The organism is Cronobacter turicensis (genome assembly GCF_041222865.1).
Classification (GTDB): Bacteria; Pseudomonadota; Gammaproteobacteria; order Enterobacterales; family Enterobacteriaceae; genus Cronobacter; species Cronobacter turicensis.
The window spans coordinates 460,459-482,688 of record NZ_CP165997.1 but is presented as its reverse complement, the minus strand read 5'-3'; the positions used below and the strand labels follow the sequence as shown (position 1 = coordinate 482,688).

20 protein-coding genes are annotated in these 22,230 nt (G+C 56.4%); 11 read left to right on the top strand and 9 right to left on the bottom strand.

The window, feature by feature from the left end; genetic code table 11:
- Nucleotides 1-88 precede the first annotated feature (88 nt).
- The gene (locus AB8W27_RS02310) at nt 89-241 is read left to right on the top strand and encodes a Hok/Gef family protein (protein ID WP_015742630.1); all 153 of its coding nucleotides are present in this window, start codon (nt 89-91) and stop codon (nt 239-241) included.
- Between the two features lie 371 nt (nt 242-612).
- On the top strand, nt 613-765 hold the full coding sequence (locus tag AB8W27_RS02305) for a Hok/Gef family protein (RefSeq protein WP_015742631.1): 153 nt from the start codon (nt 613-615) through the stop codon (nt 763-765).
- A 151-nt stretch (nt 766-916) separates the two neighbouring features.
- Here AB8W27_RS02305 and gltP read toward each other — a convergent pair whose 3' ends face one another.
- On the bottom strand, nt 917-2,230 hold the full coding sequence (gltP, locus tag AB8W27_RS02300; RefSeq protein ID WP_015742632.1) for a glutamate/aspartate:proton symporter GltP: 1,314 nt from the start codon (nt 2,228-2,230) through the stop codon (nt 917-919).
- Between the two features lie 424 nt (nt 2,231-2,654).
- Here gltP and acs point away from each other — a divergent pair, with 424 nt between their 5' ends.
- The 4 genes from acs to AB8W27_RS02280 all read left to right on the top strand — a co-directional run bounded on the left by acs (nt 2,655) and on the right by AB8W27_RS02280 (nt 8,106).
- On the top strand, nt 2,655-4,613 hold the full coding sequence (acs, locus tag AB8W27_RS02295; RefSeq protein WP_015742633.1) for an acetate--CoA ligase: 1,959 nt from the start codon (nt 2,655-2,657) through the stop codon (nt 4,611-4,613).
- Nucleotides 4,614-4,705: 92 nt separating this feature from the next.
- Entirely contained in the window at nt 4,706-5,020 is a 315-nt protein-coding gene (locus AB8W27_RS02290; RefSeq protein WP_032807540.1) for a DUF485 domain-containing protein, read from the top strand.
- Nucleotides 5,014-6,663 carry a cation/acetate symporter ActP gene (actP, locus tag AB8W27_RS02285; RefSeq protein WP_175572793.1) on the top strand — a complete coding sequence of 550 codons (1,650 nt, stop codon included), beginning with the start codon at nt 5,014-5,016 and terminating at the stop codon, nt 6,661-6,663. The genes AB8W27_RS02290 and actP overlap by 7 nt, the downstream gene beginning before the upstream one ends.
- 147 nt (nt 6,664-6,810) lie before the next feature.
- The gene (locus AB8W27_RS02280) at nt 6,811-8,106 is read left to right on the top strand and encodes a Gfo/Idh/MocA family protein (protein ID WP_041923971.1); all 1,296 of its coding nucleotides are present in this window, start codon (nt 6,811-6,813) and stop codon (nt 8,104-8,106) included.
- A gap of 32 nt (nt 8,107-8,138) precedes the next feature.
- Here the strand turns inward: AB8W27_RS02280 and AB8W27_RS02275 are convergent, their stop codons facing one another.
- The 4 genes from AB8W27_RS02275 to soxR form a co-directional block, all read right to left on the bottom strand.
- On the bottom strand, nt 8,139-9,785 hold the full coding sequence (locus AB8W27_RS02275; protein ID WP_041923972.1) for a Na+/H+ antiporter: 1,647 nt from the start codon (nt 9,783-9,785) through the stop codon (nt 8,139-8,141).
- Between the two features lie 138 nt (nt 9,786-9,923).
- Entirely contained in the window at nt 9,924-11,273 is a 1,350-nt protein-coding gene (gene ghxP / locus AB8W27_RS02270) for a guanine/hypoxanthine transporter GhxP (RefSeq protein ID WP_041923973.1), read from the bottom strand.
- A 313-nt stretch (nt 11,274-11,586) separates the two neighbouring features.
- Nucleotides 11,587-12,255, bottom strand: a complete 669-nt coding sequence (locus tag AB8W27_RS02265) for a glutathione S-transferase family protein (protein WP_015742639.1) — start codon at nt 12,253-12,255, stop codon at nt 11,587-11,589.
- Nucleotides 12,256-12,332: 77 nt separating this feature from the next.
- Nucleotides 12,333-12,791, bottom strand: coding sequence for a redox-sensitive transcriptional activator SoxR (soxR, locus tag AB8W27_RS02260; RefSeq protein ID WP_004386207.1), 459 nt, complete (start codon nt 12,789-12,791; stop codon nt 12,333-12,335).
- An 86-nt stretch (nt 12,792-12,877) separates the two neighbouring features.
- Here soxR and soxS point away from each other — a divergent pair, with 86 nt between their 5' ends.
- Nucleotides 12,878-13,201 (top strand): superoxide response transcriptional regulator SoxS, encoded by a 324-nt coding sequence (gene soxS, locus AB8W27_RS02255; RefSeq protein ID WP_004386206.1) that lies wholly within the window; start codon nt 12,878-12,880, stop codon nt 13,199-13,201.
- Here soxS and AB8W27_RS02250 read toward each other — a convergent pair.
- The gene (locus tag AB8W27_RS02250) at nt 13,189-14,796 is read right to left on the bottom strand and encodes an EAL domain-containing protein (RefSeq protein ID WP_161577415.1); all 1,608 of its coding nucleotides are present in this window, start codon (nt 14,794-14,796) and stop codon (nt 13,189-13,191) included. The two genes, soxS and AB8W27_RS02250, sit on opposite strands and share 13 nt — an antisense overlap.
- Before the next feature lie 588 nt (nt 14,797-15,384).
- Here AB8W27_RS02250 and AB8W27_RS02245 point away from each other — a divergent pair.
- A complete protein-coding gene (locus AB8W27_RS02245; RefSeq protein ID WP_007764568.1) occupies nt 15,385-15,663 on the top strand; it encodes a YjcB family protein in 279 nt (92 codons plus the stop codon).
- Nucleotides 15,664-15,725: 62 nt separating this feature from the next.
- Here the strand turns inward: AB8W27_RS02245 and AB8W27_RS02240 are convergent, their stop codons facing one another.
- The 3 genes from AB8W27_RS02240 to ssb1 form a co-directional block, all read right to left on the bottom strand.
- Entirely contained in the window at nt 15,726-16,070 is a 345-nt protein-coding gene (locus tag AB8W27_RS02240; RefSeq protein ID WP_015742641.1) for a hypothetical protein, read from the bottom strand.
- A 175-nt stretch (nt 16,071-16,245) separates the two neighbouring features.
- Nucleotides 16,246-17,292 carry a GGDEF domain-containing protein gene (locus tag AB8W27_RS02235; protein ID WP_015742642.1) on the bottom strand — a complete coding sequence of 349 codons (1,047 nt, stop codon included), beginning with the start codon at nt 17,290-17,292 and terminating at the stop codon, nt 16,246-16,248.
- A gap of 352 nt (nt 17,293-17,644) precedes the next feature.
- A complete protein-coding gene (gene ssb1 / locus AB8W27_RS02230) occupies nt 17,645-18,184 on the bottom strand; it encodes a single-stranded DNA-binding protein SSB1 (protein WP_015742643.1) in 540 nt (179 codons plus the stop codon).
- Nucleotides 18,185-18,414: 230 nt separating this feature from the next.
- Here ssb1 and uvrA point away from each other — a divergent pair, with 230 nt between their 5' ends.
- The 3 genes from uvrA (at nt 18,415) to AB8W27_RS02215 (ending at nt 22,201) form a co-directional block, all read left to right on the top strand.
- A complete protein-coding gene (gene uvrA / locus AB8W27_RS02225) occupies nt 18,415-21,240 on the top strand; it encodes an excinuclease ABC subunit UvrA (RefSeq protein ID WP_105581325.1) in 2,826 nt (941 codons plus the stop codon).
- 91 nt (nt 21,241-21,331) lie between these two features.
- A complete protein-coding gene (locus tag AB8W27_RS02220) occupies nt 21,332-21,844 on the top strand; it encodes a hypothetical protein (RefSeq protein ID WP_015742646.1) in 513 nt (170 codons plus the stop codon).
- Between the two features lie 12 nt (nt 21,845-21,856).
- The gene (locus AB8W27_RS02215; protein ID WP_015742647.1) at nt 21,857-22,201 is read left to right on the top strand and encodes a hypothetical protein; all 345 of its coding nucleotides are present in this window, start codon (nt 21,857-21,859) and stop codon (nt 22,199-22,201) included.
- Nucleotides 22,202-22,230 lie beyond the last annotated feature (29 nt).

Below are 22,230 nucleotides of genomic sequence, written 5' to 3'. Positions count from 1 at the left end.
GCAATATTTCTATTAACCCGAGGCTATCCCTCAACTCCGACAAGTTGAGATTAGCCTCTTACTCTTCAGAATGCAAGGAGTAAAAGGCATGAAGCCACTGCGTTATTTACTGGCCTGTTTATTCATGGTCTGCATCACTATTTTGATTTTTGCGTTAATGAATCAGGGTACGTTATGCGAACTTACCATCCGAAGCGGCAGTCAGGAGGTGGCGGCTAAGCTTGCCTGCACAGGCAGGTAAGGCTCTCCCGGGCGAGGGTTCCTCGCCCGGCTTGCCAGGAGCAGAGGCCTTAATGCACCCAATCCTTTTACTTGTTATTGTATTTATTCCCGCTGGCATTTTAATATTCACGTCATACTTTTAATGTATATAATTTATAAACCAGCCCAATGCAACAAGCCCAATATAAATTACATCGGCTTTTCTGTTTTAATTTAACAGGAAGAACATTATGATGAGCGCCGGGTGCTTAAGACTTTCTGTCTTAAGCCGACGCGAGGGACAGAAAGAAGAAAGCCCCGGGCAATATTTCTATTAACCCGAGGCTATCCCTCAACTCCACACAAGTTGAGATTAGCCGCTTACTCGCCGAAAGGCAAGGAGTAAAAGGCATGAAGCCACTCAAATATCTTTTCGCATGTTTCGTTGTATTTTGCGTCACGATATTAATTTTCGCTTTAATTAACCACGGAACGTTATGTGAGTTAACGATAAAGCAAGGAAATAAGGAGGTGGCGGCACGGCTTTCCTGCTCTGACCGGTAACGCTCTCCGGGCGGGGTTCGCTCCGCCCGACTTGCTGGCGTTGAGTGCTTAACGCACCCGTTTTTTTACCGCTTACAGCGCCTTCTCCGCGCTGCCGCCATAAAAAACCCCGCCAGAGGCGGGGCTTGCAGAAACGCAGACGTGCGGATGATTAATTGTTGGCGGTACTGTCGAACCGACCCAGCATTTCCCGCTCGTAAGCCTCCGCTTTTTTGCGGTCGAACTTGTGTTCCCACTTGGCGATAACCAGTACCGCCAGCGCATTGCCGACCACGTTCAGCGCGGTGCGCGCCATGTCGAGGATACGGTCAACGCCCGCGATAAACGCCAGACCTTCCAGCGGAATACCCACGCTGCCCAGTGTCGCCAGCAGCACCACGAACGACACGCCAGGCACGCCCGCGATCCCTTTCGAGGTCACCATCAGCGTCAGCACCAGGATAATCTCCTGACCCAGCGACAGTTCGATGCCGTAGAGCTGGGCGATAAAGATAGCCGCGATACTCTGATAGAGCGTGGAGCCGTCAAGGTTGAAGGAGTAGCCGGTCGGCACCACGAAGCTCGTGATAGACGCAGGCGCCCCGTAGGCTTCCATTTTCTCGATAATACGCGGCAGCACGCTCTCAGAGCTTGCCGTGGAGTACGCCAGAATCAGCTCGTCTTTAAGAATGCGGATCAGCGTCCAGACGCGCAACCCACACATCCGCGCGACCGCGCCCAGTACGATCAGCGCGAAGAACAGAATAGCCACGTAAACCAGGATCACCAGTTTGGCGAGCGGCCACAGGGACGCAAAACCAAAGTTCGCCACCGTTACGGAGATCAGCGCAAACACCCCCACTGGTGCATAGCGCATCACCATATGGGTGACTTTAAACATGGTTTCGGAAACGGAGCGGAAGACCGTCACCAGCGGTTCACGGTGCGTGGCGGGCAGCGAAGAGAGCCCCAGACCAAACAGCACCGAGAAGAAGATAATCGGCAGCATCTCGCCTTTCGCCATCGAGGCGAAAATGTTGGTCGGCACCAGCGACAGGATAGTCCCCATCAGGCCGTGTGCATGGCTCTGCACCTCTTCGGTCGTGTGCTGATATTTTGAAATATCCACGGCGGCCAGCTGTGACATATCAATGCCGCTACCTGGCTGGAACACGTTCGCAAGCGTAATGCCAAGGATAATGGCGACGGTCGTGATCACTTCAAAATAGAGGATGGTCTTCGCGCCGATGCGCCCGAGCTGTTTAGCGTCGCCGACACCGGCAATGCCCACCACCAGCGTGGAGATAACAATCGGCACCACGATCATTTTAATCAAATGAATAAAAATGTCGCCGGCGGGCGAAAGGAGATTGGTCACCAGCCATTCGCGGCTATCCGTCTGATAATGGAGAAAACTGCCCAGAAGAATACCCAGCACCAGGGCCAGCAGGATCTGCCAGGCCAGGCTGATTTTACTGTTTTTCATAACGACTTTACTTCCTAAATTACAGCGCCATTCCCACGCGTGCTCGAATGAGAACGACGCAAGCTGAAAGGGGTATGACAAACGTTGGGTGATATTGTGGGGTTTTTTAACGCGTTTAATCAGTACCACTTGCACGGCATCCTGCGCAACCCTTTAAGAACAGGCATATTCACTGAAAATTGGCTTAATAACCCTAATTTATCGCGTTAATCATTCATAAGTTAATGTTATTTAAGAGGTTATAAAATCGATCTAGCAAATAATACTTAACAGCAATTATTTTCCTTGAAAGATTCGTTTGATGAATTTTCATGCAGTTTCGGCAATGCGTGATCTGCCGCCCAAAAAGTAAACAAAGCTATTCGCAAGTCTGTTCTTAACTTTTGCGTGACATATCATTAACATCTAAAAGGAGAAAAAAGCCATGAGCCAAATCCATAAACACCCTATTCCCGCGACTATCGCGGAACGCTGCCTGATTACGCCGGAACAATATGATGCGAAATATCAGCAGTCCGTGCATGACCCTGACGCGTTCTGGGGCGAGCAGGGCAAAATCCTTGACTGGATCACGCCCTACCAGAAGGTAAAAAACACCTCTTTCGCACCCGGCAATGTCTCGATTAAATGGTATGAAGACGGCACGCTGAACCTCGCGGCGAACTGCCTTGACCGACACCTCAACGAGCGCGGCGATCAGACCGCCATCATCTGGGAAGGCGACGACGCCTCCCAAAGCAAACACATTAGTTACCGCGAACTTCACCGCGACGTCTGCCGCTTCGCGAACACCCTGACCTCTCTCGGCATTAAGAAAGGCGACGTGGTCGCTATCTATATGCCGATGGTGCCGGAAGCCGCCGTCGCGATGCTTGCCTGCGCCCGTATCGGCGCGGTGCACTCGGTTATTTTCGGCGGCTTTTCGCCGGAGGCCGTCGCCGGGCGCATTATCGACTCCAACGCGCGTCTCGTTATCACCGCCGATGAAGGCGTGCGCGCCGGCCGTACGATTCCGCTTAAGAAAAACGTCGATGACGCGCTGAAAAACCCGGGCGTCACCAGCGTGGAACATGTGGTGGTGTTTAAACGCACCGGCGGGAATACCGAATGGCATGAAGGGCGCGATCTCTGGTGGAACGAGCTGGTTGAAAAAGCCAGCGCGCATCATCAACCGGTGGAGATGAACGCCGAAGATCCGCTGTTTATCCTCTATACCTCCGGCTCGACCGGTAAACCGAAAGGCGTGCTGCACACCACCGGCGGTTATCTGGTCTATGCGGCCACCACGTTCCTGTACGCCTTTGACTACCATCCGGGCGATATCTACTGGTGCACCGCGGATGTGGGCTGGGTGACCGGCCACAGCTATCTGCTGTACGGACCGCTCGCCTGCGGCGCCACCACGCTGATGTTTGAAGGCGTGCCGAACTGGCCCTCCGCCAACCGTATGGCGCAGGTGGTGGACAAGCACAAGGTCAATATTCTCTATACCGCGCCGACGGCCATTCGCGCGCTGATGGCGGAAGGCGACAAGGCTATCGACGGGACTGACCGTTCGTCGCTGCGCATTCTTGGTTCCGTCGGCGAGCCGATCAACCCGGAGGCGTGGGAGTGGTACTGGAAGAAAATCGGCAATGAAAAATGCCCGGTCATCGACACCTGGTGGCAGACCGAAACCGGCGGCTTCATGATTACGCCGCTGCCCGGCGCGACCGAGCTGAAAGCCGGCTCCGCCACGCGTCCGTTCTTCGGCGTGCAGCCTGCGCTGGTGGATAACGAAGGCAATCCGCAACAGGGCGCGACAGAGGGCAACCTGGTCATTACCGATTCCTGGCCGGGCCAGGCGCGCACGCTGTTTGGCGATCACGAACGTTTCGAGCAGACCTATTTCTCAACGTTTAAAAACATGTACTTCAGCGGCGACGGCGCGCGTCGTGACGAAGACGGTTACTACTGGATAACCGGGCGCGTGGACGACGTGCTGAACGTATCGGGGCACCGTCTCGGCACCGCTGAAATTGAGTCCGCGCTGGTCTCACATCCGAAAATCGCCGAAGCCGCGGTGGTGGGCATTCCACACAGCATTAAAGGCCAGGCGATCTATGCTTACGTGACGCTGAACCACGGCGAGGAGCCGTCGGCGGAACTCTACAGCGAAGTGCGCAACTGGGTACGTAAAGAGATTGGCCCACTGGCGACGCCGGATGTGCTGCACTGGACCGACTCGCTGCCGAAAACCCGCTCCGGCAAAATCATGCGTCGTATTTTGCGCAAAATCGCGGCGGGCGATACCAGCAACCTCGGCGATACCTCAACGCTTGCCGATCCGGGCGTGGTGGAAAAACTGCTCGAAGAGAAGCAGTCCATCGCGATGCCGTCGTAACAACGCTTTCCGTTTACCTTTCGACCTAACCCTCTCCCCACATGGGAGAGGGAATAATAACAACCCCTACCTTACTTCTGGAGACTGCGATGATGAATAACGATATTTGTCAGCAGATAGAGAACAGTGCGCCTTACAGGGAGTTAATTCATAAGCGGCAACGGTTTGCCTTCACCCTTTCCATCATCATGCTGATTATCTATGTCGGTTTTATCCTGCTTATCGCGTTTGCGCCGGGCTGGCTTGGCACGCCGCTTTCGCCGGGCAGCAGCGTGACGCGCGGCATCCCTATCGGCATCGGCGTGATCCTTATTTCGTTTATTCTCACAGGCGTCTATGTCTGGCGCGCCAATACGGAATTTGACCGGCTGAATAACGCCGTGCTGAAAGAGGTGCAGTCATCATGAAAAAGGTCCTTTTCCCGCTGCTGATGGCGTTGTCGCCTGCCGCCCTGGCCGATGCGCTGACCGGCGATGTGCAGCGCCAGCCAACCAACTGGCAGGCCATCATTATGTTCCTCATCTTCGTGGCGCTGACGCTTGGCATCACGTACTGGGCCTCCAAACGCACCCGCTCGCGCAGCGATTACTACACCGCGGGCGGCAACATTACCGGCTTCCAGAACGGGCTTGCCATCGCGGGCGATTTTATGTCCGCCGCGTCCTTTCTCGGCATCTCCGCGCTGGTTTATACCTCCGGCTACGACGGGCTTATCTACTCGCTGGGCTTCCTGGTGGGCTGGCCGATTATCCTGTTCTTAATCGCCGAGCGGTTGCGCAATCTCGGGCGCTACACCTTCGCGGATGTCGCCTCGTATCGCCTGAAGCAGCGCCCCATTCGCCTGCTCGCCGCCTGCGGCTCGCTGGTGGTGGTGGCGCTTTATCTCATCGCGCAGATGGTTGGCGCGGGCAAGCTTATCCAGCTGTTGTTCGGCCTGAACTATCACATCGCGGTGGTGCTGGTGGGCGTCCTGATGGTGATGTATGTGCTCTTCGGCGGCATGCTGGCCACCACCTGGGTGCAGATAATCAAAGCCGTCCTGCTGCTGTTCGGCGCCAGCTTTATGGCCTTTATGGTGATGAAGCATGTGGGCTTTAGCTTCAACAACCTGTTCTCGGAAGCGATGGCGGTCCACCCGAAAGGCAGCGCCATCATGAGCCCCGGCGGTCTGGTGAAAGATCCGGTCTCTGCGCTGTCGCTCGGCCTCGGCCTGATGTTCGGCACCGCCGGTCTGCCGCATATTCTGATGCGTTTCTTTACCGTGAGCGACGCCCGCGAGGCGCGTAAAAGCGTCTTCTACGCCACCGGTTTTATGGGTTACTTCTACATCCTGACCTTTATCATCGGCTTTGGCGCCATCATGCTGGTGGGCGCGAACCCGGCGTTTAAAGATGCCACCGGCGCGCTGATTGGCGGCAACAACATGGCGGCAGTTCATCTGGCCGATGCCGTGGGCGGCAATTTGTTCTTAGGCTTTATCTCGGCGGTCGCCTTCGCCACGATTCTGGCGGTTGTCGCGGGCCTGACACTCGCGGGCGCGTCGGCGGTGTCGCACGATCTCTATGCCAACGTGTTCCGTAAAGGCGCGACCGAGCGCGATGAGTTGCGCGTTTCCAAAATCACCGTGCTGGTGCTGGGTGTGGTGGCTATCCTGCTCGGCATCCTGTTCGAGAAGCAGAATATCGCGTTCATGGTGGGCCTGGCGTTCTCGATTGCGGCGAGCTGTAACTTCCCGATCATTTTGCTCTCGATGTACTGGTCGAAGCTCACCACTCGCGGCGCAATGATTGGCGGCTGGCTCGGTCTGTTGACCGCCGTGGTGCTGATGATCCTCGGCCCGACCGTCTGGGTACAGGTACTTGGCCACGCCGCGCCGGTCTTCCCGTATGAATATCCGGCGCTGTTCTCCATCGCCGTGGCGTTTATCGGGATCTGGGTCTTCTCGGCAACCGACAACAGCCCGGAGGGCAAGCTGGAGCGCGAACAGTTCCGCGCGCAGTTTATCCGTTCACAAACCGGTCTGGGCATCGAACAGGGCCGCGCGCACTAAACCTTCTGCCCCGGCCATTCTGGCCGGGGATCACACTTTTCCCCTTCCGCCCTGTCCCGTGTCTCTGGTCGCGCTACATTAGAAAAATGAAACGTTGTTTTTATTTTACCTATACAACATATCATTTTGGCTGAGAGGAGCATGGCTATGAAAAAATACGCCCTGGTGGGAACCGGCGGGCGCGCCGGGATGTATATCGAGGCTATCGGCAAGACGTTTCGCGACAGCGCGCAGATGGTCGCTTTCTGCGACACCAACCAGACCCGTATGCGCTACGCCTGCCGCCTGCTGGAAAACGCCGGCGCCCAGGCGGTGCCCTGTTTTGTCGCCGCGCAGTTTGAAGAGATGATCCGCGAAACGCAGCCCGATATCATCATCGTCACCACCATGGACCGCACCCATGACGACTACATCGTGCGCGCGCTTTATGCGGGCTGCGATGTCATCACCGAAAAACCGATGACCATCGACGAAGCCCGTGCGCTGCGCATTCTTAACGCCATTGAAGAGACGGGCCGCGAGGTGCGCGTCACGTTCAACTACCGCTACGCGCCGCACCACAGCAAAGTGCGCGAGCTGCTAATGAACGGCACCATCGGCGAGGTCTTTTCGGTCCACTTTGAATGGCTGCTGAATACCGAACATGGCGCGGACTATTTTCGCCGCTGGCACCGCGAGAAACGCAACAGCGGCGGCCTGCTGGTGCACAAATCCACCCATCATTTCGACTTAATGAATTTCTGGCTCGGCAGCTACCCGGCGCGCGTCTACGCCGAAGGCGCGCTGCGTTTTTATGGCCGTGAAAATGCCGAGAAGCGCGGCGTCTCGCAGTTTTATCCGCGCGCCCACGGCTATCCGGCGGCGAAGAACGATCCGTTCGCGCTGCATATGGAGGAGAGCGCGCAGCTCAAAGCGCTCTATCTGGATGCCGAACATGAAGACAGCTACTTTCGCGATCAAAGCGTGTTCAGCGACGGCATCACCATTGAGGATACGCTGTCGGTACTGGTGAAATATCAGAACCAGACGCAGCTCACCTATTCACTCAATGCCTATCTGCCCCAGGAAGGGCTCAATGTGGTGTTCAACGGCAGCCGCGGACGGCTTGAAATGAAGCTCGTGGAGAACTCCTACGTCAACGGCGGCGGGCTGCGTGAAGCCGAAGGTAGCCTTGACCGTTGCGATATCACGGTGTACCCGATGTTCGCAGCGCCCTGGAAAGCGGATTTTACGCTGGGCGAAGGGGGCCACGGCGGTGGCGACAACGCGATGCTGGCGGATCTGTTTGGCGAGCCGGGCGACGACCCGCTGCAACGCGCCGCCGATCACCGCGCGGGCGCGATGTCTGTCCTGACGGGCATTGCGGGGAATCTCTCAATGCAGCAGCAGCGACCGGTGAATTTTAGCGAGTTTGAACTGGTGCGGCGGCTGGCGGGGAGGTAAAAAAAACCGCCGGAACGATCCGGCGGTTTCGGTTATTTGCGCTCCATCAGCAGCGCTTCGAGCAGGTCCATATCGTGCAGTATCTTTTGCAGCGTCTCGTTGCTGATCTGCCGCGTGGCGCGCAGGTGGTACAGCTCGGCGCGCTCCGCACGCAGCGCGGTCAGGCGGAAACGGCGCTCAAGGTTTTCTTCAAGCTCGCTGTTTTCCACATCGTTACGCCCATCGGCGCGGCGACGCAGGTTCCCCACCACGCGCGCGGACACCTCTTTCAGCAGCTGATCGTCGATGTTCTCTTCGGTATTTGCGGCCAGACGCTCTTCCATTTTCTGGATGGCGGTAATCGCCACTTCCGCCGTCGCCGAGCGCGCCATGCGTTCCTCTTTGTGCGCCAGGCCGTGATCCGGAGTCTCAACCTGTTGCAGCAGAATCGGCAGCAGGATCACGCCGACAAACAGCGAGAAGAGGATCACGCCCGCGGCCAGGAACACCAGCTCATAGCGCGCCGGGAAGGGCGAACCGTCCGGCAGCAGCAGCGGAATGGAGAGCACACCCGCCAGCGTGATGGCCCCGCGCACCCCGGCGAATGACGCAACCAGTAATTCGCGCGTGGAGTATTCGCCAAAGCTGAGCGGCTTTTTCTTCAGAAAACGCAGGCTAAAGCGCTTCATGATCCACAGCCACAGGAACCGCACGCCAATCAGCGCCACGTAGATCAGGACGATGTCCATGAACAGCATCCAGGTTTCGACGTTCGGATCCAGTTCGGCGGCGGCCAGCGAGGTTTCCATAATGCCCGGCAGTTGCAGACCGAGCATCAGGAAGACCATGCCGTTAAACACAAACTCCAGCATCGACCAGACGCTGTTGGCGCGCAGGCGCATCGCCAGCGGCGCGGTGCGCATTACGCCGGAGCGGGTAATGGTCATCCCGGCGGCTACTGCGGCCAGAATGCCGGAGAAGCCGATATGTTCGGCAATCAGATAAGAGGCGAACGGCAGCAGGAACAACAGCACGATCTGTGTGGCGGGTTCATCGCCGCCCCAACGGCTCAGCAGGCGCAGCGAGCGGCCATACAGCCAGCTCACCGCGATACCGGCGAGCAGGCCGCCAATCGCCACTTTTAAAAATTCCAGCGACGCGCCGCCTACGGTAAAGATCATCGTCCCCATCGCAACCGCCACGGCGAATTTCAGCGACACCAGGCCGGAGGCGTCATTCATCAGCGCCTCGCCCTGCAAAATCCCCATGATTTTTTTCGGGATGCGGCCTTCGCCGACAATACCGGAAAGCGCCACCGCATCGGTTGGCGACAACACCGCCGCAAGCGCGAAAGCGGGGATCAGCGGAATGCCCGGCACCATCCAGTAGATAAGAAAACCGATACCCACGACGGTTATCACCACCAGCGCCAGCGCGAGGCCGATAATTTCGCGACCGTGATCGAGGAATTCGCGGGTCGGGGTTTTCCAGCCGTCGGCAAACAGCAGCGGCGGAATAAACAGGACCAGGAACAGCTCCGGATTAAAGTCGACGTGCAGACCGAACGTAGGCCAGGCGAGCAGCGCCCCGATGGCTATCTGCATCAGCGGCAGCGGGATCTGGAATGGCAGCATACGGGTGACGACCCCGGAGAGCGATACCATGAGGGTCATGATGAGGATGGTAAAAAAGATTTCCATGCGGTCTGAGCGGCTCCTTATTATCTGTGATGTAAGACTCACCTTTGATAATAGAACATTGACGCGCCGGAAAAGGAATCAGGTTGTGCCCTGAAAGCAGGAAAAAGCGGGCCGTAGCCCGCTTTATTAAAGAAAGGTTTAGATTGCCCAGCCGCCCGCGTAGAAAGCGACCAGCGCGATGGCGATAATCACTGTGCCGATATTAAGCTTGCGGAACTCGCCCGAGACGATGCGGCCAATCACCAGCGACGCAAAACCGATCATGATGCCGGTCACGATGTTGCAGGTCAGCACGATAAACACCGCGGTGATAAGCCCCGCCATGGCGTCAACGAAATCGGCGAAATCGATTTTCGCCACGTTGCTCAGCATCAGCAGACCGACATACATCAGCGCAGGCGCCGTGGCGTACGCCGGTACCAGGTAAGAGAGCGGCGAGAGGAACAGGATAAGCAGGAACAGTACGCCGACGGTAATCGCCGTCAGGCCCGTTTTACCGCCCGCGGCGGTGCCAGCGGCAGATTCGATATAAACCGCAGCCGGCGCCGCGCCCACCAGGCCTGAGAAGACGCTGGAGAGGGAATCGGTGGTCAGCGCTTTGCCGCCGTCGATGATCTGGCCGTCTTTATCCAGCAGATTCGCCTGGCCTGCGACCGCGCGAATGGTGCCGGTGGCGTCGAACACGGCGGTCATCACCAGCGCCAGCACGCTCGGAATAACCACGGGATCGAGCGCGCCCATGATGTCGAGGCTGCCAATCAGCGAATTTCCGTTTTCATCGCTCAGCGACGGCATGGCGAACAGGCCGGTGAATTTCACCGTCGGGTCGAAGATCAGGCCAACAATTGAAATGCCAATAATGGTCAGCAGAATGCCGCCCGGCACTTTCAGTTTCTCAAGACCGATAATCACCGCCAGCCCAATCAGCGACATGATAACCGGGAAGCTCGCGAAATGACCGAGCGCCACCGGCAGGCCGTCGAGCGGGTTTTTAATGACCAGGCCTACGCCGTTGGCGGCAATCAGCAGCAGGAACAGACCGATGCCGATGCCGGTGCCGTGCGCCACGCCCTGCGGCAGGTTGCGCAGGATCCAGCTACGAATGCCGGTTGCAGAAATAACGGTAAAGAGCACGCCCATCAGGAAGACCGCGCCGAGCGCGACGGGTACGCTGATGTGCTGTCCGAGCACCAGGCTAAACGCCGTAAAGGCGGTCAGCGAAATGGCGCAGCCGATAGCCAGCGGCAGATTCGCCCACAGCCCCATCACGATGGAACCGACGCCAGCCACCAGACAGGTGGCGACGAACACGGCGGCAGGCGAGAAACCGGCTTTGCCAAGCATCCCCGGCACGACAATCACGGAATAGACCATCGCAAGAAAAGTGGTGAGACCGGCAACAATCTCCTGGCGCACGTTACTGCCGCGCGCGGAAATTTTAAAAAAGGCGTCGAGTGAACCGCCGTTACGCGCAGAAGGCGTAGACATAATGAGACATCCCCTGAAAGTGATAGTTTTTAAAGCTCGCGCGTGGCAAACAACCCGCTGCGGATCAAACGTTAACTCCCTGCGTTCTGTTTGTGGTTTTGGAGGGGCCACAAAAAGCAAACGTTTAACTCCACGCGCAAAAAACGACAAAATTTTTAGGCAAACGATTATCCAGCCTTAGGACGGGGTTTTTCAACTGAACTTTATGGCTTTTGGCAAAAAGTTACGTCGGCTGATGAATAATTCAGCGCAGGCTGCGCAAACGATATCGTTGATGCGCAAAAAACAGGCCTTCGGGTGAAGGCCTGCGTAATTAACTGCCGGGGATCTCCAGCGGACCGCCTTTTTCAATCGCGCGCTGCCAGGCCGGTCGCGCCTGAAGATTGGTGAGCCAGGCGCGAAGCTGACGGAACTCGCCGGATTCGCTGCGCGCCAGCAGGGCGATAATCGGGAAGCTCATCTGAATATCCGCCATGCTGAACGTCTGCCCGGCAAACCAGGGATGCAGCGTCAGGTGATCTTCCATAAAACGCGTGTGGGTGGCTATCTGCTTATTGAGCCAGGCTTTCTGCACGCCCTGCCCAAGCGCTTTGCCGATGGTGCGAAGCCCGAGCGGGACAGGCTTTTTACCGAGGCTGCCAAACACCAGCTTCATCAACAGCAGCGGCATCAAAGACCCTTCGGCGTAATGGAGCCAGATGCGGTACTGGATTTTCTCCTCCGCGCTCAGCGGCTTCAGGCGCTGTTCGGTGTCATAGGTTTCCTGGAGATATTCCAGAATCGCGCCGGACTCGATAATTTTCTGGCCTTTATCTTCCAGCACCGGCGACTTGCCGAGCGGATGCACTTTCTTGAGCGCAGGCGGCGCCAGCATGGTCGGCTCGCGCTGGTAACGCACCAGTTCGTAGGGTAAACCGAGCTCTTCAAGCGCAAAAAGAATGCGCTGCGAGCGGGAATTATTCAGATGGTGGACCGTCAGCATGGCGTTTTCCTTTCGCTTTTCATTGCATTAACTATAGAGAATCCACCATTGACGCACAGAATTTGTTTGCGCGCCGCTTATTCGTCTTCCAGCAGACGCGCCCCGCTGCCCTGCGCGCCCAGACGGTCCTCGGGGTTGCGTAGCGGACAATCGCGGTGTGACAGACAGCCGCAGCCGATGCAGCCGTCGAGATCGTCGCGCAGCGCGGTCAGCGTTTTAATGCGCCTGTCCAGCTCCTCACGCCACTGGGTGGAGAGCTGCTTCCAGGCCTTCGGGCTCAGGTTATGTCCTTCCGGCAACACGCCGATAGCCTCGCCAATCGTCGCCAGCGGAATGCCGATGCGCTGGGCGATTTTAATGATCGCCACCTGACGCAGCACGTCGCGCCGGTAACGACGTTGATTGCCGCTGTTACGGGTGCTTTTAATCAGCCCTTTGCTTTCATAAAAGTGCAGCGCGGAGACCGCAACGCCGCTGCGCTTCGCGACTTCGCCTGGCGTCAGCAGCGATTTGATTCTGGGTGCTTTCTTTTCCATCAGGGGCTTTACCTCAAGTTAACTTGAGGAATTATACTCGCTGACCATAAGAACGGCTAACCCAAAACAGAGGAAGAGGACGGCTTATGTCACATCAGGAAATTATCCACGCACTGACGCAATGGATTGATGAGCATATTGACCAGCCACTGAATATTGATGTGGTGGCAAAGAAGTCGGGCTATTCGAAATGGTATTTACAGCGGATGTTCCGTACCGTCATGCATCAGACGCTGGGTGAGTATATTCGCAAGCGTCGCCTGCAACTGGCGGCGCAGGAGTTACGCACGACCCGACGGCCGATTTTTGATATTGCAATGGATTATGGCTATGTGTCGCAGCAGACGTTCTCGCGAATTTTCCGCCGTCAGTTCGACCGCACGCCGAGTGATTATCGTCAGAGCGCCTGACGATTAACGGTGCAGCTCTGCCAGCCCGGTATTCCCCGGGCGTCATCCTGTTGCAGCCAGGCGACAAACTCCTGACGCGGCAGCGCTTTTGAGAAATGCCAGCCCTGGCAATACTGCACGCCACGCTTTAACAACCAGCCCACCTGTTCGGCGGTTTCCACGCCCTCGGCGATAATTTTCAGCCGCAGACTCTGGGCCATATCGATAATATGCTCCGCAATCAAATGGCTGGTGCTGTTCGTGGTTAAGGTATCAATAAACGATTTATCAATTTTCAGAATATCGACATTCAGCGAATAGAGATTATGAAGATTGGAATATCCGGTGCCGAAATCGTCGATAGCAATCTCAAAGCCCGACTGGCGAAACGCCTGAATAACCGGCGTGGTGCGCGGCACGTCAATAAAGCCCCGTTCGGTCACTTCAATCTTGATTTGCTGCGCCCGCACCCCGTGCTGGCTATTTTTCCCTTCGATTAACGCAATCAGGCGCGACGAATGGAAATCCGAGGCGGAAAGGTTAATGGAAATATAAATTTGCGGGTGGGTCGCCAGGAAATGGCCTAAGTCATTAAACAACTCTTCTACCACATAATCAGTCACCTGCGCGATCATCCCGGTTTTTTCCGCAAGCGGGATAAACTCCGCCGGGCTCATCACCTGACCGTTATAGCCAGGCCAGCGCAGCAGCGCCTCGGCCCCGACGCACATGCCGTGTTTGATATCCATAATCGGCTGATAATGCAGGCGCAGCGCTCGTTTTTGCAACGCGCGCTGGAGCTGGCGGCCTGGCGAGTTGAAACGGTTGCGGGTACGCGAGCCGAGAAAAACCAGCAAACCGCCCATGATAAGCCCGAGCGGCAGCATAACTGACATCTGACGGCGCCACGCCTGCCAGAACCAGGCGTCGCTTGTTGAGACGGCAACGGCAATCGGGCGCTTACCGGACAGCACGATTGACCAGAAACGACCATCCTTCTGGAAATCGGCGTTTTGCGAACGCGCAAAAGGCGCAAACGCGCGGGCGTCGGCTTTTTCACTTACCGAAAAGAATTCCCGGGTAACGGTGTCATACACGCCATAAGAAATGGTGGCGTCACTGGATAATATTTCGCTAAAGGAAAGTGGGTTAACCACAGCGACATAATTTCCCTTACGCAAATAAATCATCTTATGGCCGGAAAAGAACGGCGTATCACGATAATAATAATAAGCAACATCTGGCGTGCGGGTATAATTAGCGGGAGACAGAATAAAAGGCTGATCGAACAGGGTCGAACATAATAACTCGTCGCCTTGCGCGTAAATTAAATCTTCGATGAATATTTGTCCGCGAGAAATATCCAGCATATTTCGTTGATGCGCCGAAGAGCATATTTCGCCCTGATATTTTTCGGCTTCGTTACGGGTTTCTTCGACGTGGCTTAACACCAGTTCGGTACGGTTGAGAACCAGTTGCGCGAAGGTATCCAGATGTGCACGCGTCTCATTGACCGCCCGGTGATGGGCGATCCAAAGCGCAAGCATCACAGGCAGTAAGACCACCATGATTATGCCTGAGATTCGCAACGCCTGACGTCGTGCCCTGAAATTCATTATGGCCTCATATCCCTGCTTTCTGTGTCACATTAATCGCATGATGAGACACATCGCAAACAGGTGTTTACGTTGCATCAATCAGCACGCATTGGCAATAGCCATTTCCAGTTATCCATCCACTATTTCGCGCGAAACATTAAAATTTGCCATAAGGAAAATAGGGAATGGCTAATTAATTTTTCTTAAGTGAAATATTGGCGTTAATGTCGGTGCTAAAAATTCATCAACCACTTCAGAAAGCGTTTTAAGTTAAATTACTCGCAGCTGTCGAAAAAATGTACGGCCCGCCTTTTTTTGTGTCGAAATGAAAATTTATGCATCGGCAAAATCCGGCGAGGATTTTTTAAGCGCGTTCTTTTTGACCATTTTTTTATTCCGCACGGTCATCGGTCAGCACATTTATCGTGCGTTTTTCCATCAAAACGCACCCGCCAGACTGGCGAATAAAACAACAAATGTGATACAGTTCACACTTAGTGTGCAAGTTTACATACTTGCCGTCACGTTAAATTTTAGCGCCGCGCCAGGCCAGTGCTGTCTCTCCCCGGCCCTCCGCGCGGCAGATTGTTTTTGAGGACAGGTTTCATGGCTACGCTTACCGCCAGCATGGTACTGATGCGCTGGCAACTTCTGGGTGCGGTTTTAATGTTTCTTGCCAGCACGCTTAATATTCAGTTTCGTAAATCCGACTACCAGGCGCTGGCAGTGATCAGCAGCGGGCTGGGTATCGTCGCTTCCTGCGTATTCGCGACCGGGCTGCTCGGCGTCAGCCTCGACTTTCACGCTATGTGGCACAATATAAAAGACGTGATGGTGGAAGTGATGAGCCACACGCCGCCGGAATGGCCGATGGTGGTGACCTGATAACACCGCCGCCTTTCCTTTAAGCCCCTGCATCAGGGGCTTTTTTGTTTCCTGCAACGCCCTTACATACAGCCCGCGCAACTGGTGCAGCGCCAGTCCGCTTTATTCACCGCCCGCCAGAAGGCGCGGTAGTAGCGCTCCTCCAGCGGAATGTCATTATCGAAAAACCAGTCGGTCAGCCATTCGACGTTCTCGACAATCCACTCATCTTCTTCCAGCCCGTCGGCGAACGTCTCATCCTCGGGATCGATAATCGAGTAGATCCCCCAGGTGTTCATCGCCTTATCCTGCCAGTGTTGCGGCAGCGTCACCGGGCGCGCTTCGAACGTAATGATCCAGTGGCCATGGCAGAGCAGATTACCGTTACGGCTCCAGGCGGCGGTAAACGGATTATGTTCCTGTGTCATCGCTTGCATTCCCTGTGTGAAATTCACCTGCGGGCGGCAACTGGCGCGCACGTCAATAAACGCCGTCGCACAGGAAGGAATCGCAGAGCATGGCACTTCGACACCACCAGGAAAATGCTAACTAAGGAGTACCCAGGGGTTATTTTTTATCCGTTTTAATCTCTGAATCAGTATGTTAATCCGCTATCACCAGGCGGTTTCGCCCCTGCTGCTTACCGGCGTACAACATTTTATCGGCGCGATTAAGCGCTTTTTCAAACGCCTCGTCCTTGCCAAAGGCGCTGAGAGCAAGCGTCGCGGTGACTTCACGTGGGTTTTTATCGGTCTGGCCGACCCACTCCTGAATCCGCGTCAGCAGCCGCTCCGCCACCCGTCTGGCGTCTGACAGCGACGTATCCGGCATCAGGACCAAAAACTCTTCGCCGCCCCAGCGCGCCACGATGTCGCTTTCGCGCACGTTGTCGGTAATCGCCCGCGCGATGCGCTGCAAAATCATATCTCCGTAACTGTGGCCGCAACTGTCGTTAATCGTTTTGAAATGGTCGATATCCAGCAGCAACAGCGCCACATTATGGGTGCCGGGTTCTTTTTCCAACAGGGACACCTGATGCATAAAGTGGCGTCGGGTATACAGGTTCGTCAGGCTGTCGCGGCTCGCGGTGTTAAAAAGATCCAGTTTCATCGTATGGGTGAATTCGACTGAACGCAGCGTGGTATACATTAAAAAGCTAATCGCCATCACCGCATTGGCGATGCCGATACCATTCAGCACCGACGGGCTTAACCCCGACGCCGTACCGGTGTGGTGCCGCAGGGCGTAACCCACCGTTCCGAGAACCGCAATCGCCCCCAGGAACAGCGCGCGCCGTACCGGCACTTGCTGGAAGCTGAACGACACTATCGGTATCAGCGAAAAAACAAACAGATAAAAATTACTCTCCCAGCCCAGCAACACCGTAGTGGCAACGGCATGCGCCAGAATTTCCACACTCATCAGGGTACCGACATACAGATACCGGTAGTGCTCTATCTCATTCAGGCAGTGGATATAAACCATCACGCTGAAGATGTTAAAAATAGCGAGCGTCGGAATGCTCATCGACAGAAACAGGAAAATCAGCCCGACGTGAATCATCAACGCCAGCCAGACGATCGGAATTATGTGTTGCCAGTACTGGTCGGTCGCCTGGCTAAGGAGTTGGTCGCGATCTCTTTCTGACATGGGCTAACCTGAACTTGGGGCATCCCTGCCGAAAACGTACGGAACGTATGAATACTTCATGAAACCTATATCGGCATTCGTCCGGTGAGATTTAGCGCCGCGCCGTGTAAAAGCGCCATGCCCTTCATTTGATGACAGTTTAATCGTGCCAGCCGGGGAGGCTATGAGGCGTGGTTTGCCATTATGAAGTGCGCCATGGCGGCAAGCGCTTGCAGGCAGACGAGCCTTTCTCGTGCATTCAGGCAGAAAGCGCCGCACAACCAGGCTGAAAAAGGGTAAAGAAAAAGCCCTGCCGGAGCAGAGCTTTTCAATGCATTCTGAAGCAGGGCATTCCGGGCGGAACGCCGCGTTATCAGAACGGGATATCGTCATCGAAATCCATTGGCGGTTCATTAGAAGGCGCTGGCGCCTGCTGCTGCGGACGGGACTGTGCGCCGCCGCTGAACTGCGCGCCGCCGCCCTGCTGCTGCTGCTGAGGCTGACCCCAACCGCCCTGCTGCTGGCCGCCGCCCATGTTGCCGCCTGCCGGTGCGCCGCCGCCCTGACGGCCGCCCAGCATCTGCATGGTGCCGCCGACGTTAACCACGACTTCGGTAGAGTAGCGATCCTGACCGCTCTGATCCTGCCACTTACGCGTGCGCAGCTGACCTTCGATGTAGATCTGCGAGCCTTTGCGCAGGTATTCGCCCGCCACTTCCGCCAGCTTGCCGTACAGCACAACGCTGTGCCATTCGGTCACTTCTTTCATCTCACCGGTCTGCTTGTCGCGCCAGGATTCGGAAGTCGCCAGGCGCAGGTTCGCCACGGCCCCGCCGTTCGGCATGTAGCGTACTTCCGGGTCCTGCCCCAGATTACCGACGAGAATCACCTTGTTTACGCCTCTGCTGGCCATGATCGTGTCTCCTGAAAACATTTCTTAATAGTGTAAACATTCCATTCTACCACGTCAGCCTTCAATGTTGATAGCTGCGAGACGGCTTCAGGAAATGTTCACACAGTATACACGGTTGCACATAAATACTGGATATCCATTCAGGTTAAATTGTGTCATAATTAACCGTTTCTGGCCACCGGTTGTCCTTCAAACACCCAGGCATTAGCGTTCAAATCCAGGAAAGGTGAATGGATAAGATAGAAGTTCGGGGCGCCCGCACCCACAATCTCAAAAATATCAACCTCGTCATTCCGCGCGACAAACTGATCGTCGTGACCGGGCTGTCGGGTTCCGGCAAGTCTTCACTGGCTTTCGACACGCTCTACGCCGAAGGCCAGCGCCGTTATGTCGAGTCGCTTTCCGCGTACGCGCGTCAGTTCCTGTCGCTGATGGAAAAGCCGGATGTCGATCATATCGAAGGGCTGTCGCCTGCTATCTCCATCGAGCAGAAGTCGACCTCCCATAACCCACGTTCTACCGTGGGGACCATCACTGAAATTCACGACTACCTGCGTCTGCTGTATGCCCGCGTCGGCGAACCCCGTTGCCCGGATCACGACGTCACGCTGGCTGCGCAAACCGTCAGCCAGATGGTGGATAACGTGCTGGCGCTGCCGGAAGGCAAACGCCTGATGCTGCTGGCGCCCGTCATTAAAGAACGCAAAGGCGAGCACACCAAGACGCTGGAAAACCTGGCAAGCCAGGGCTATATCCGCGCCCGTATTGACGGCGAAGTGTGCGATCTTTCCGATCCGCCGAAGCTGGAATTGCAGAAGAAACACACCATCGAAGTGGTCGTAGACCGCTTCAAGGTACGTGAAGATTTAGCGCAGCGCCTGGCCGAATCGTTTGAAACCGCTCTGGAGCTTTCCGGCGGTACGGCGGTGGTGGCGGATATGGATGACGCAAAAGCGGAAGAGTTGCTGTTCTCCGCCAACTTCGCTTGTCCGATCTGCGGCTACAGTATGCGTGAGCTTGAGCCGCGCCTGTTTTCGTTCAACAACCCGGCTGGCGCCTGCCCGACCTGTGACGGCCTTGGCGTGCAGCAATATTTCGATCCGGATCGCGTGGTGCAGAACGGCGAGCTGTCGCTTGCGGGCGGCGCCATTCGCGGCTGGGATCGTCGCAATTTCTACTATTTCCAGATGCTGCGCTCGCTTGCCGACCACTATAAGTTCGACGTCGAAGCGCCCTGGAATACGCTCAACGAAAAAGTGCAACACGCGGTGCTGTTCGGCTCCGGTAAAGAAACCATCGAATTCAAATACATGAACGATCGCGGCGATACGTCCGTGCGTCGTCATCCGTTCGAAGGCGTGCTGCATAATATGGAGCGTCGCTACAAAGAGACCGAGTCCAACGCGGTGCGCGAGGAGCTGGCGAAATTTATCAGCAACCGTCCCTGCGCCACCTGTGAAGGCACGCGCCTGCGTCGCGAAGCGCGCCACGTGTTTGTCGAAAACACGGCGCTGCCGACCATTTCCGATATGAGCATCGGCCACGCGATGGAGTTCTTCAATAACATGAAGCTCTCCGGCCAGCGCGCCAAAATCGCCGAAAAGGTGCTGAAAGAGATTGGCGATCGCCTGAAATTCCTGGTTAACGTCGGCCTGAACTACCTGACGCTCTCCCGTTCGGCGGAAACGCTTTCGGGCGGCGAGGCGCAGCGTATCCGTCTGGCAAGCCAGATTGGCGCGGGCCTGGTCGGCGTGATGTACGTGCTGGATGAGCCGTCCATCGGCCTGCATCAGCGCGATAACGAACGCCTGCTCGGCACGCTGATTCACCTGCGTAATCTCGGCAACACCGTGATTGTGGTGGAGCACGATGAAGACGCCATCCGCGCCGCCGATCACGTAATCGACATCGGCCCTGGCGCTGGCGTGCATGGCGGCCAGGTGGTCGCGGAAGGCCCGCTTGACGCCATTATGGCGGTGCCGGAATCGCTGACCGGGCAGTTCATGAGCGGTAAGCGCAAGATTGAAGTGCCGAAGGAACGCGTGAAAGCCGACCCGGAAAAAGTACTGAAGCTGACCGGCGCGCGCGGCAACAACCTGAAAGATGTGACCCTGACGTTGCCGGTAGGGCTCTTTACCTGCGTGACCGGGGTTTCCGGTTCAGGTAAATCGACGCTTATCAACGATACGCTGTTCCCGATTGCCCAGCGCCAACTCAATGGCGCGACCATCGCCGAACCTGCGCCGTATCGCGATGTCCAGGGCATGGAGCATTTCGATAAGGTTATCGATATCGACCAGAGCCCGATCGGTCGTACGCCGCGCTCGAACCCAGCGACCTACACCGGCGTGTTTACGCCAGTGCGCGAGCTGTTCGCAGGCGTACCGGAAGCGCGTTCGCGCGGCTATACGCCGGGCCGCTTTAGCTTTAACGTGCGCGGCGGGCGCTGTGAAGCCTGCCAGGGCGACGGGGTTATCAAGGTTGAGATGCACTTCCTGCCGGATATCTACGTGCCGTGCGACCAGTGCAAAGGCAAGCGTTATAACCGCGAAACGCTGGAGATCAAATACAAAGGCAAGACTATCCATGAAGTACTGGATATGACCATCGAAGAAGCGCGTGAGTTCTTCGACGCGGTGCCGGCGCTGGCGCGCAAGCTGCAAACGCTGATGGATGTCGGTCTGACCTACATCCGTCTGGGGCAGTCCGCCACCACGCTTTCCGGCGGTGAAGCCCAGCGTGTGAAGCTCGCCCGCGAGCTCTCAAAACGCGGCACCGGGCAGACGCTCTATATTCTCGATGAACCGACGACCGGCCTGCACTTCGCGGATATCCAGCAACTGCTGGCGGTACTGCATCAGCTGCGCGATCAGGGCAACACGATCGTGGTGATTGAGCATAACCTGGATGTGATCAAAACCGCCGACTGGATCGTCGATCTGGGCCCGGAAGGCGGCAGCGGCGGCGGCGAGATCCTCGTCTCCGGCACGCCGGAAACCGTGGCGGAGTGCGAAGCCTCGCACACGGCGCGCTTCCTGAAACCGCTTCTGCAGTAACCCTCAGCGCGTCGGGTCATATGGCCCGACGCGCCTCTCGTTTTTCCTCAATGCTTTTTGATGATGTTTTCTGTCACGCGCGTGAGCAGCGATGATTTGCGCGCGCCGCTTTCTGATGCTGAATTTCACACAGAACGGGCAAACGTACGAGGACATCATGACCCATGTATCGACGCCAACGCTTTCCGGGCGAAGCTGGCTGCTGTGGCTGGCCGTTGTGCTTTCAGCCTGTAGTCTCATCGACAATTACCAGCCGCGGGCGCATGCGCAATTAACCGACCTGATGGCGGCGCATTTGCAGTTCATCGACGATTTTACCGCGCCGTCCGGCACACTGGACACCACAGCGTTGGCTGATGAGGACCGCCATCTGCGGCTGCGCTTTGCCGAAGCCATTGCTTATTCCGAAAGCCTTCATGACCCGTTACGCACCGATAATCTGCGTCTGTTGCAGGCAATTTACCGTGAAGACCATGCCCGTTTGCTCAGACAACAGCGTCCTTTTACCCCGGCGCAGGCCGCGCTCTGGCGCGACCAGGCCCGGCTGGCTTATCTCGAAGCCGTCCGGGGTGAATGCAGCCGACCCGCTTCGCCATGTCAGTAAAGGAGATTGCCCATGAGTGCATTGATTAGCGCCATCAGTCAGCTGCTGGCTTCCCCGTCGTTCCAGAAAAGCGCTGGAAAGATTGCCGCGGACGAATTTATGGGCCTGTTAAAGCAGGGCGTTGAGGATCGTGACACGTTTATCAGAACCAGCACGGAGATCGCCGCGCAGGCGCTGTTCGATCGGGCGCAGGGAGTGATCGATAAAGAAGAACTGGCGGCAGTGTTAAATAAACAGAAAGCGATCGCGCAGATCCACGCTAACAGTAGCGAAATAGCGTTGCGGACGCGGATCCAGTCAGTGACGATGCGGCTGCTGGATCTCGCGACCGGCACGATCGCCAGTAAACTGAAATAAAAGCCCCGCCGAAGCGGGGCTTGAAAGGA

What these genes read in the sequence shown, in the direction of transcription:
- soxS (WP_004386206.1), top strand. Translation starts at nt 12,878, where the DNA reads ATGTCACATCAGGAAATTATCCACGCACTGACGCAATGGATTGATGAG.
- AB8W27_RS02235 (WP_015742642.1), bottom strand. Translation starts at nt 17,292, where the DNA reads ATGTCAGAAAGAGATCGCGACCAACTCCTTAGCCAGGCGACCGACCAG.
- AB8W27_RS02290 (WP_032807540.1), top strand. Translation starts at nt 4,706, where the DNA reads ATGAATAACGATATTTGTCAGCAGATAGAGAACAGTGCGCCTTACAGG.
- uvrA (WP_105581325.1), top strand. Translation starts at nt 18,415, where the DNA reads ATGGATAAGATAGAAGTTCGGGGCGCCCGCACCCACAATCTCAAAAAT.
- AB8W27_RS02310 (WP_015742630.1), top strand. Translation starts at nt 89, where the DNA reads ATGAAGCCACTGCGTTATTTACTGGCCTGTTTATTCATGGTCTGCATC.
- AB8W27_RS02220 (WP_015742646.1), top strand. Translation starts at nt 21,332, where the DNA reads ATGATTTGCGCGCGCCGCTTTCTGATGCTGAATTTCACACAGAACGGG.
- ghxP (WP_041923973.1), bottom strand. Translation starts at nt 11,273, where the DNA reads ATGTCTACGCCTTCTGCGCGTAACGGCGGTTCACTCGACGCCTTTTTT.
- AB8W27_RS02240 (WP_015742641.1), bottom strand. Translation starts at nt 16,070, where the DNA reads ATGACACAGGAACATAATCCGTTTACCGCCGCCTGGAGCCGTAACGGT.
- AB8W27_RS02265 (WP_015742639.1), bottom strand. Translation starts at nt 12,255, where the DNA reads ATGCTGACGGTCCACCATCTGAATAATTCCCGCTCGCAGCGCATTCTT.
- soxR (WP_004386207.1), bottom strand. Translation starts at nt 12,791, where the DNA reads ATGGAAAAGAAAGCACCCAGAATCAAATCGCTGCTGACGCCAGGCGAA.
- AB8W27_RS02280 (WP_041923971.1), top strand. Translation starts at nt 6,811, where the DNA reads ATGAAAAAATACGCCCTGGTGGGAACCGGCGGGCGCGCCGGGATGTAT.
- AB8W27_RS02245 (WP_007764568.1), top strand. Translation starts at nt 15,385, where the DNA reads ATGGCTACGCTTACCGCCAGCATGGTACTGATGCGCTGGCAACTTCTG.
- ssb1 (WP_015742643.1), bottom strand. Translation starts at nt 18,184, where the DNA reads ATGGCCAGCAGAGGCGTAAACAAGGTGATTCTCGTCGGTAATCTGGGG.
- acs (WP_015742633.1), top strand. Translation starts at nt 2,655, where the DNA reads ATGAGCCAAATCCATAAACACCCTATTCCCGCGACTATCGCGGAACGC.
- AB8W27_RS02250 (WP_161577415.1), bottom strand. Translation starts at nt 14,796, where the DNA reads ATGAATTTCAGGGCACGACGTCAGGCGTTGCGAATCTCAGGCATAATC.
- AB8W27_RS02275 (WP_041923972.1), bottom strand. Translation starts at nt 9,785, where the DNA reads ATGGAAATCTTTTTTACCATCCTCATCATGACCCTCATGGTATCGCTC.
- AB8W27_RS02305 (WP_015742631.1), top strand. Translation starts at nt 613, where the DNA reads ATGAAGCCACTCAAATATCTTTTCGCATGTTTCGTTGTATTTTGCGTC.
- gltP (WP_015742632.1), bottom strand. Translation starts at nt 2,230, where the DNA reads ATGAAAAACAGTAAAATCAGCCTGGCCTGGCAGATCCTGCTGGCCCTG.
- AB8W27_RS02215 (WP_015742647.1), top strand. Translation starts at nt 21,857, where the DNA reads ATGAGTGCATTGATTAGCGCCATCAGTCAGCTGCTGGCTTCCCCGTCG.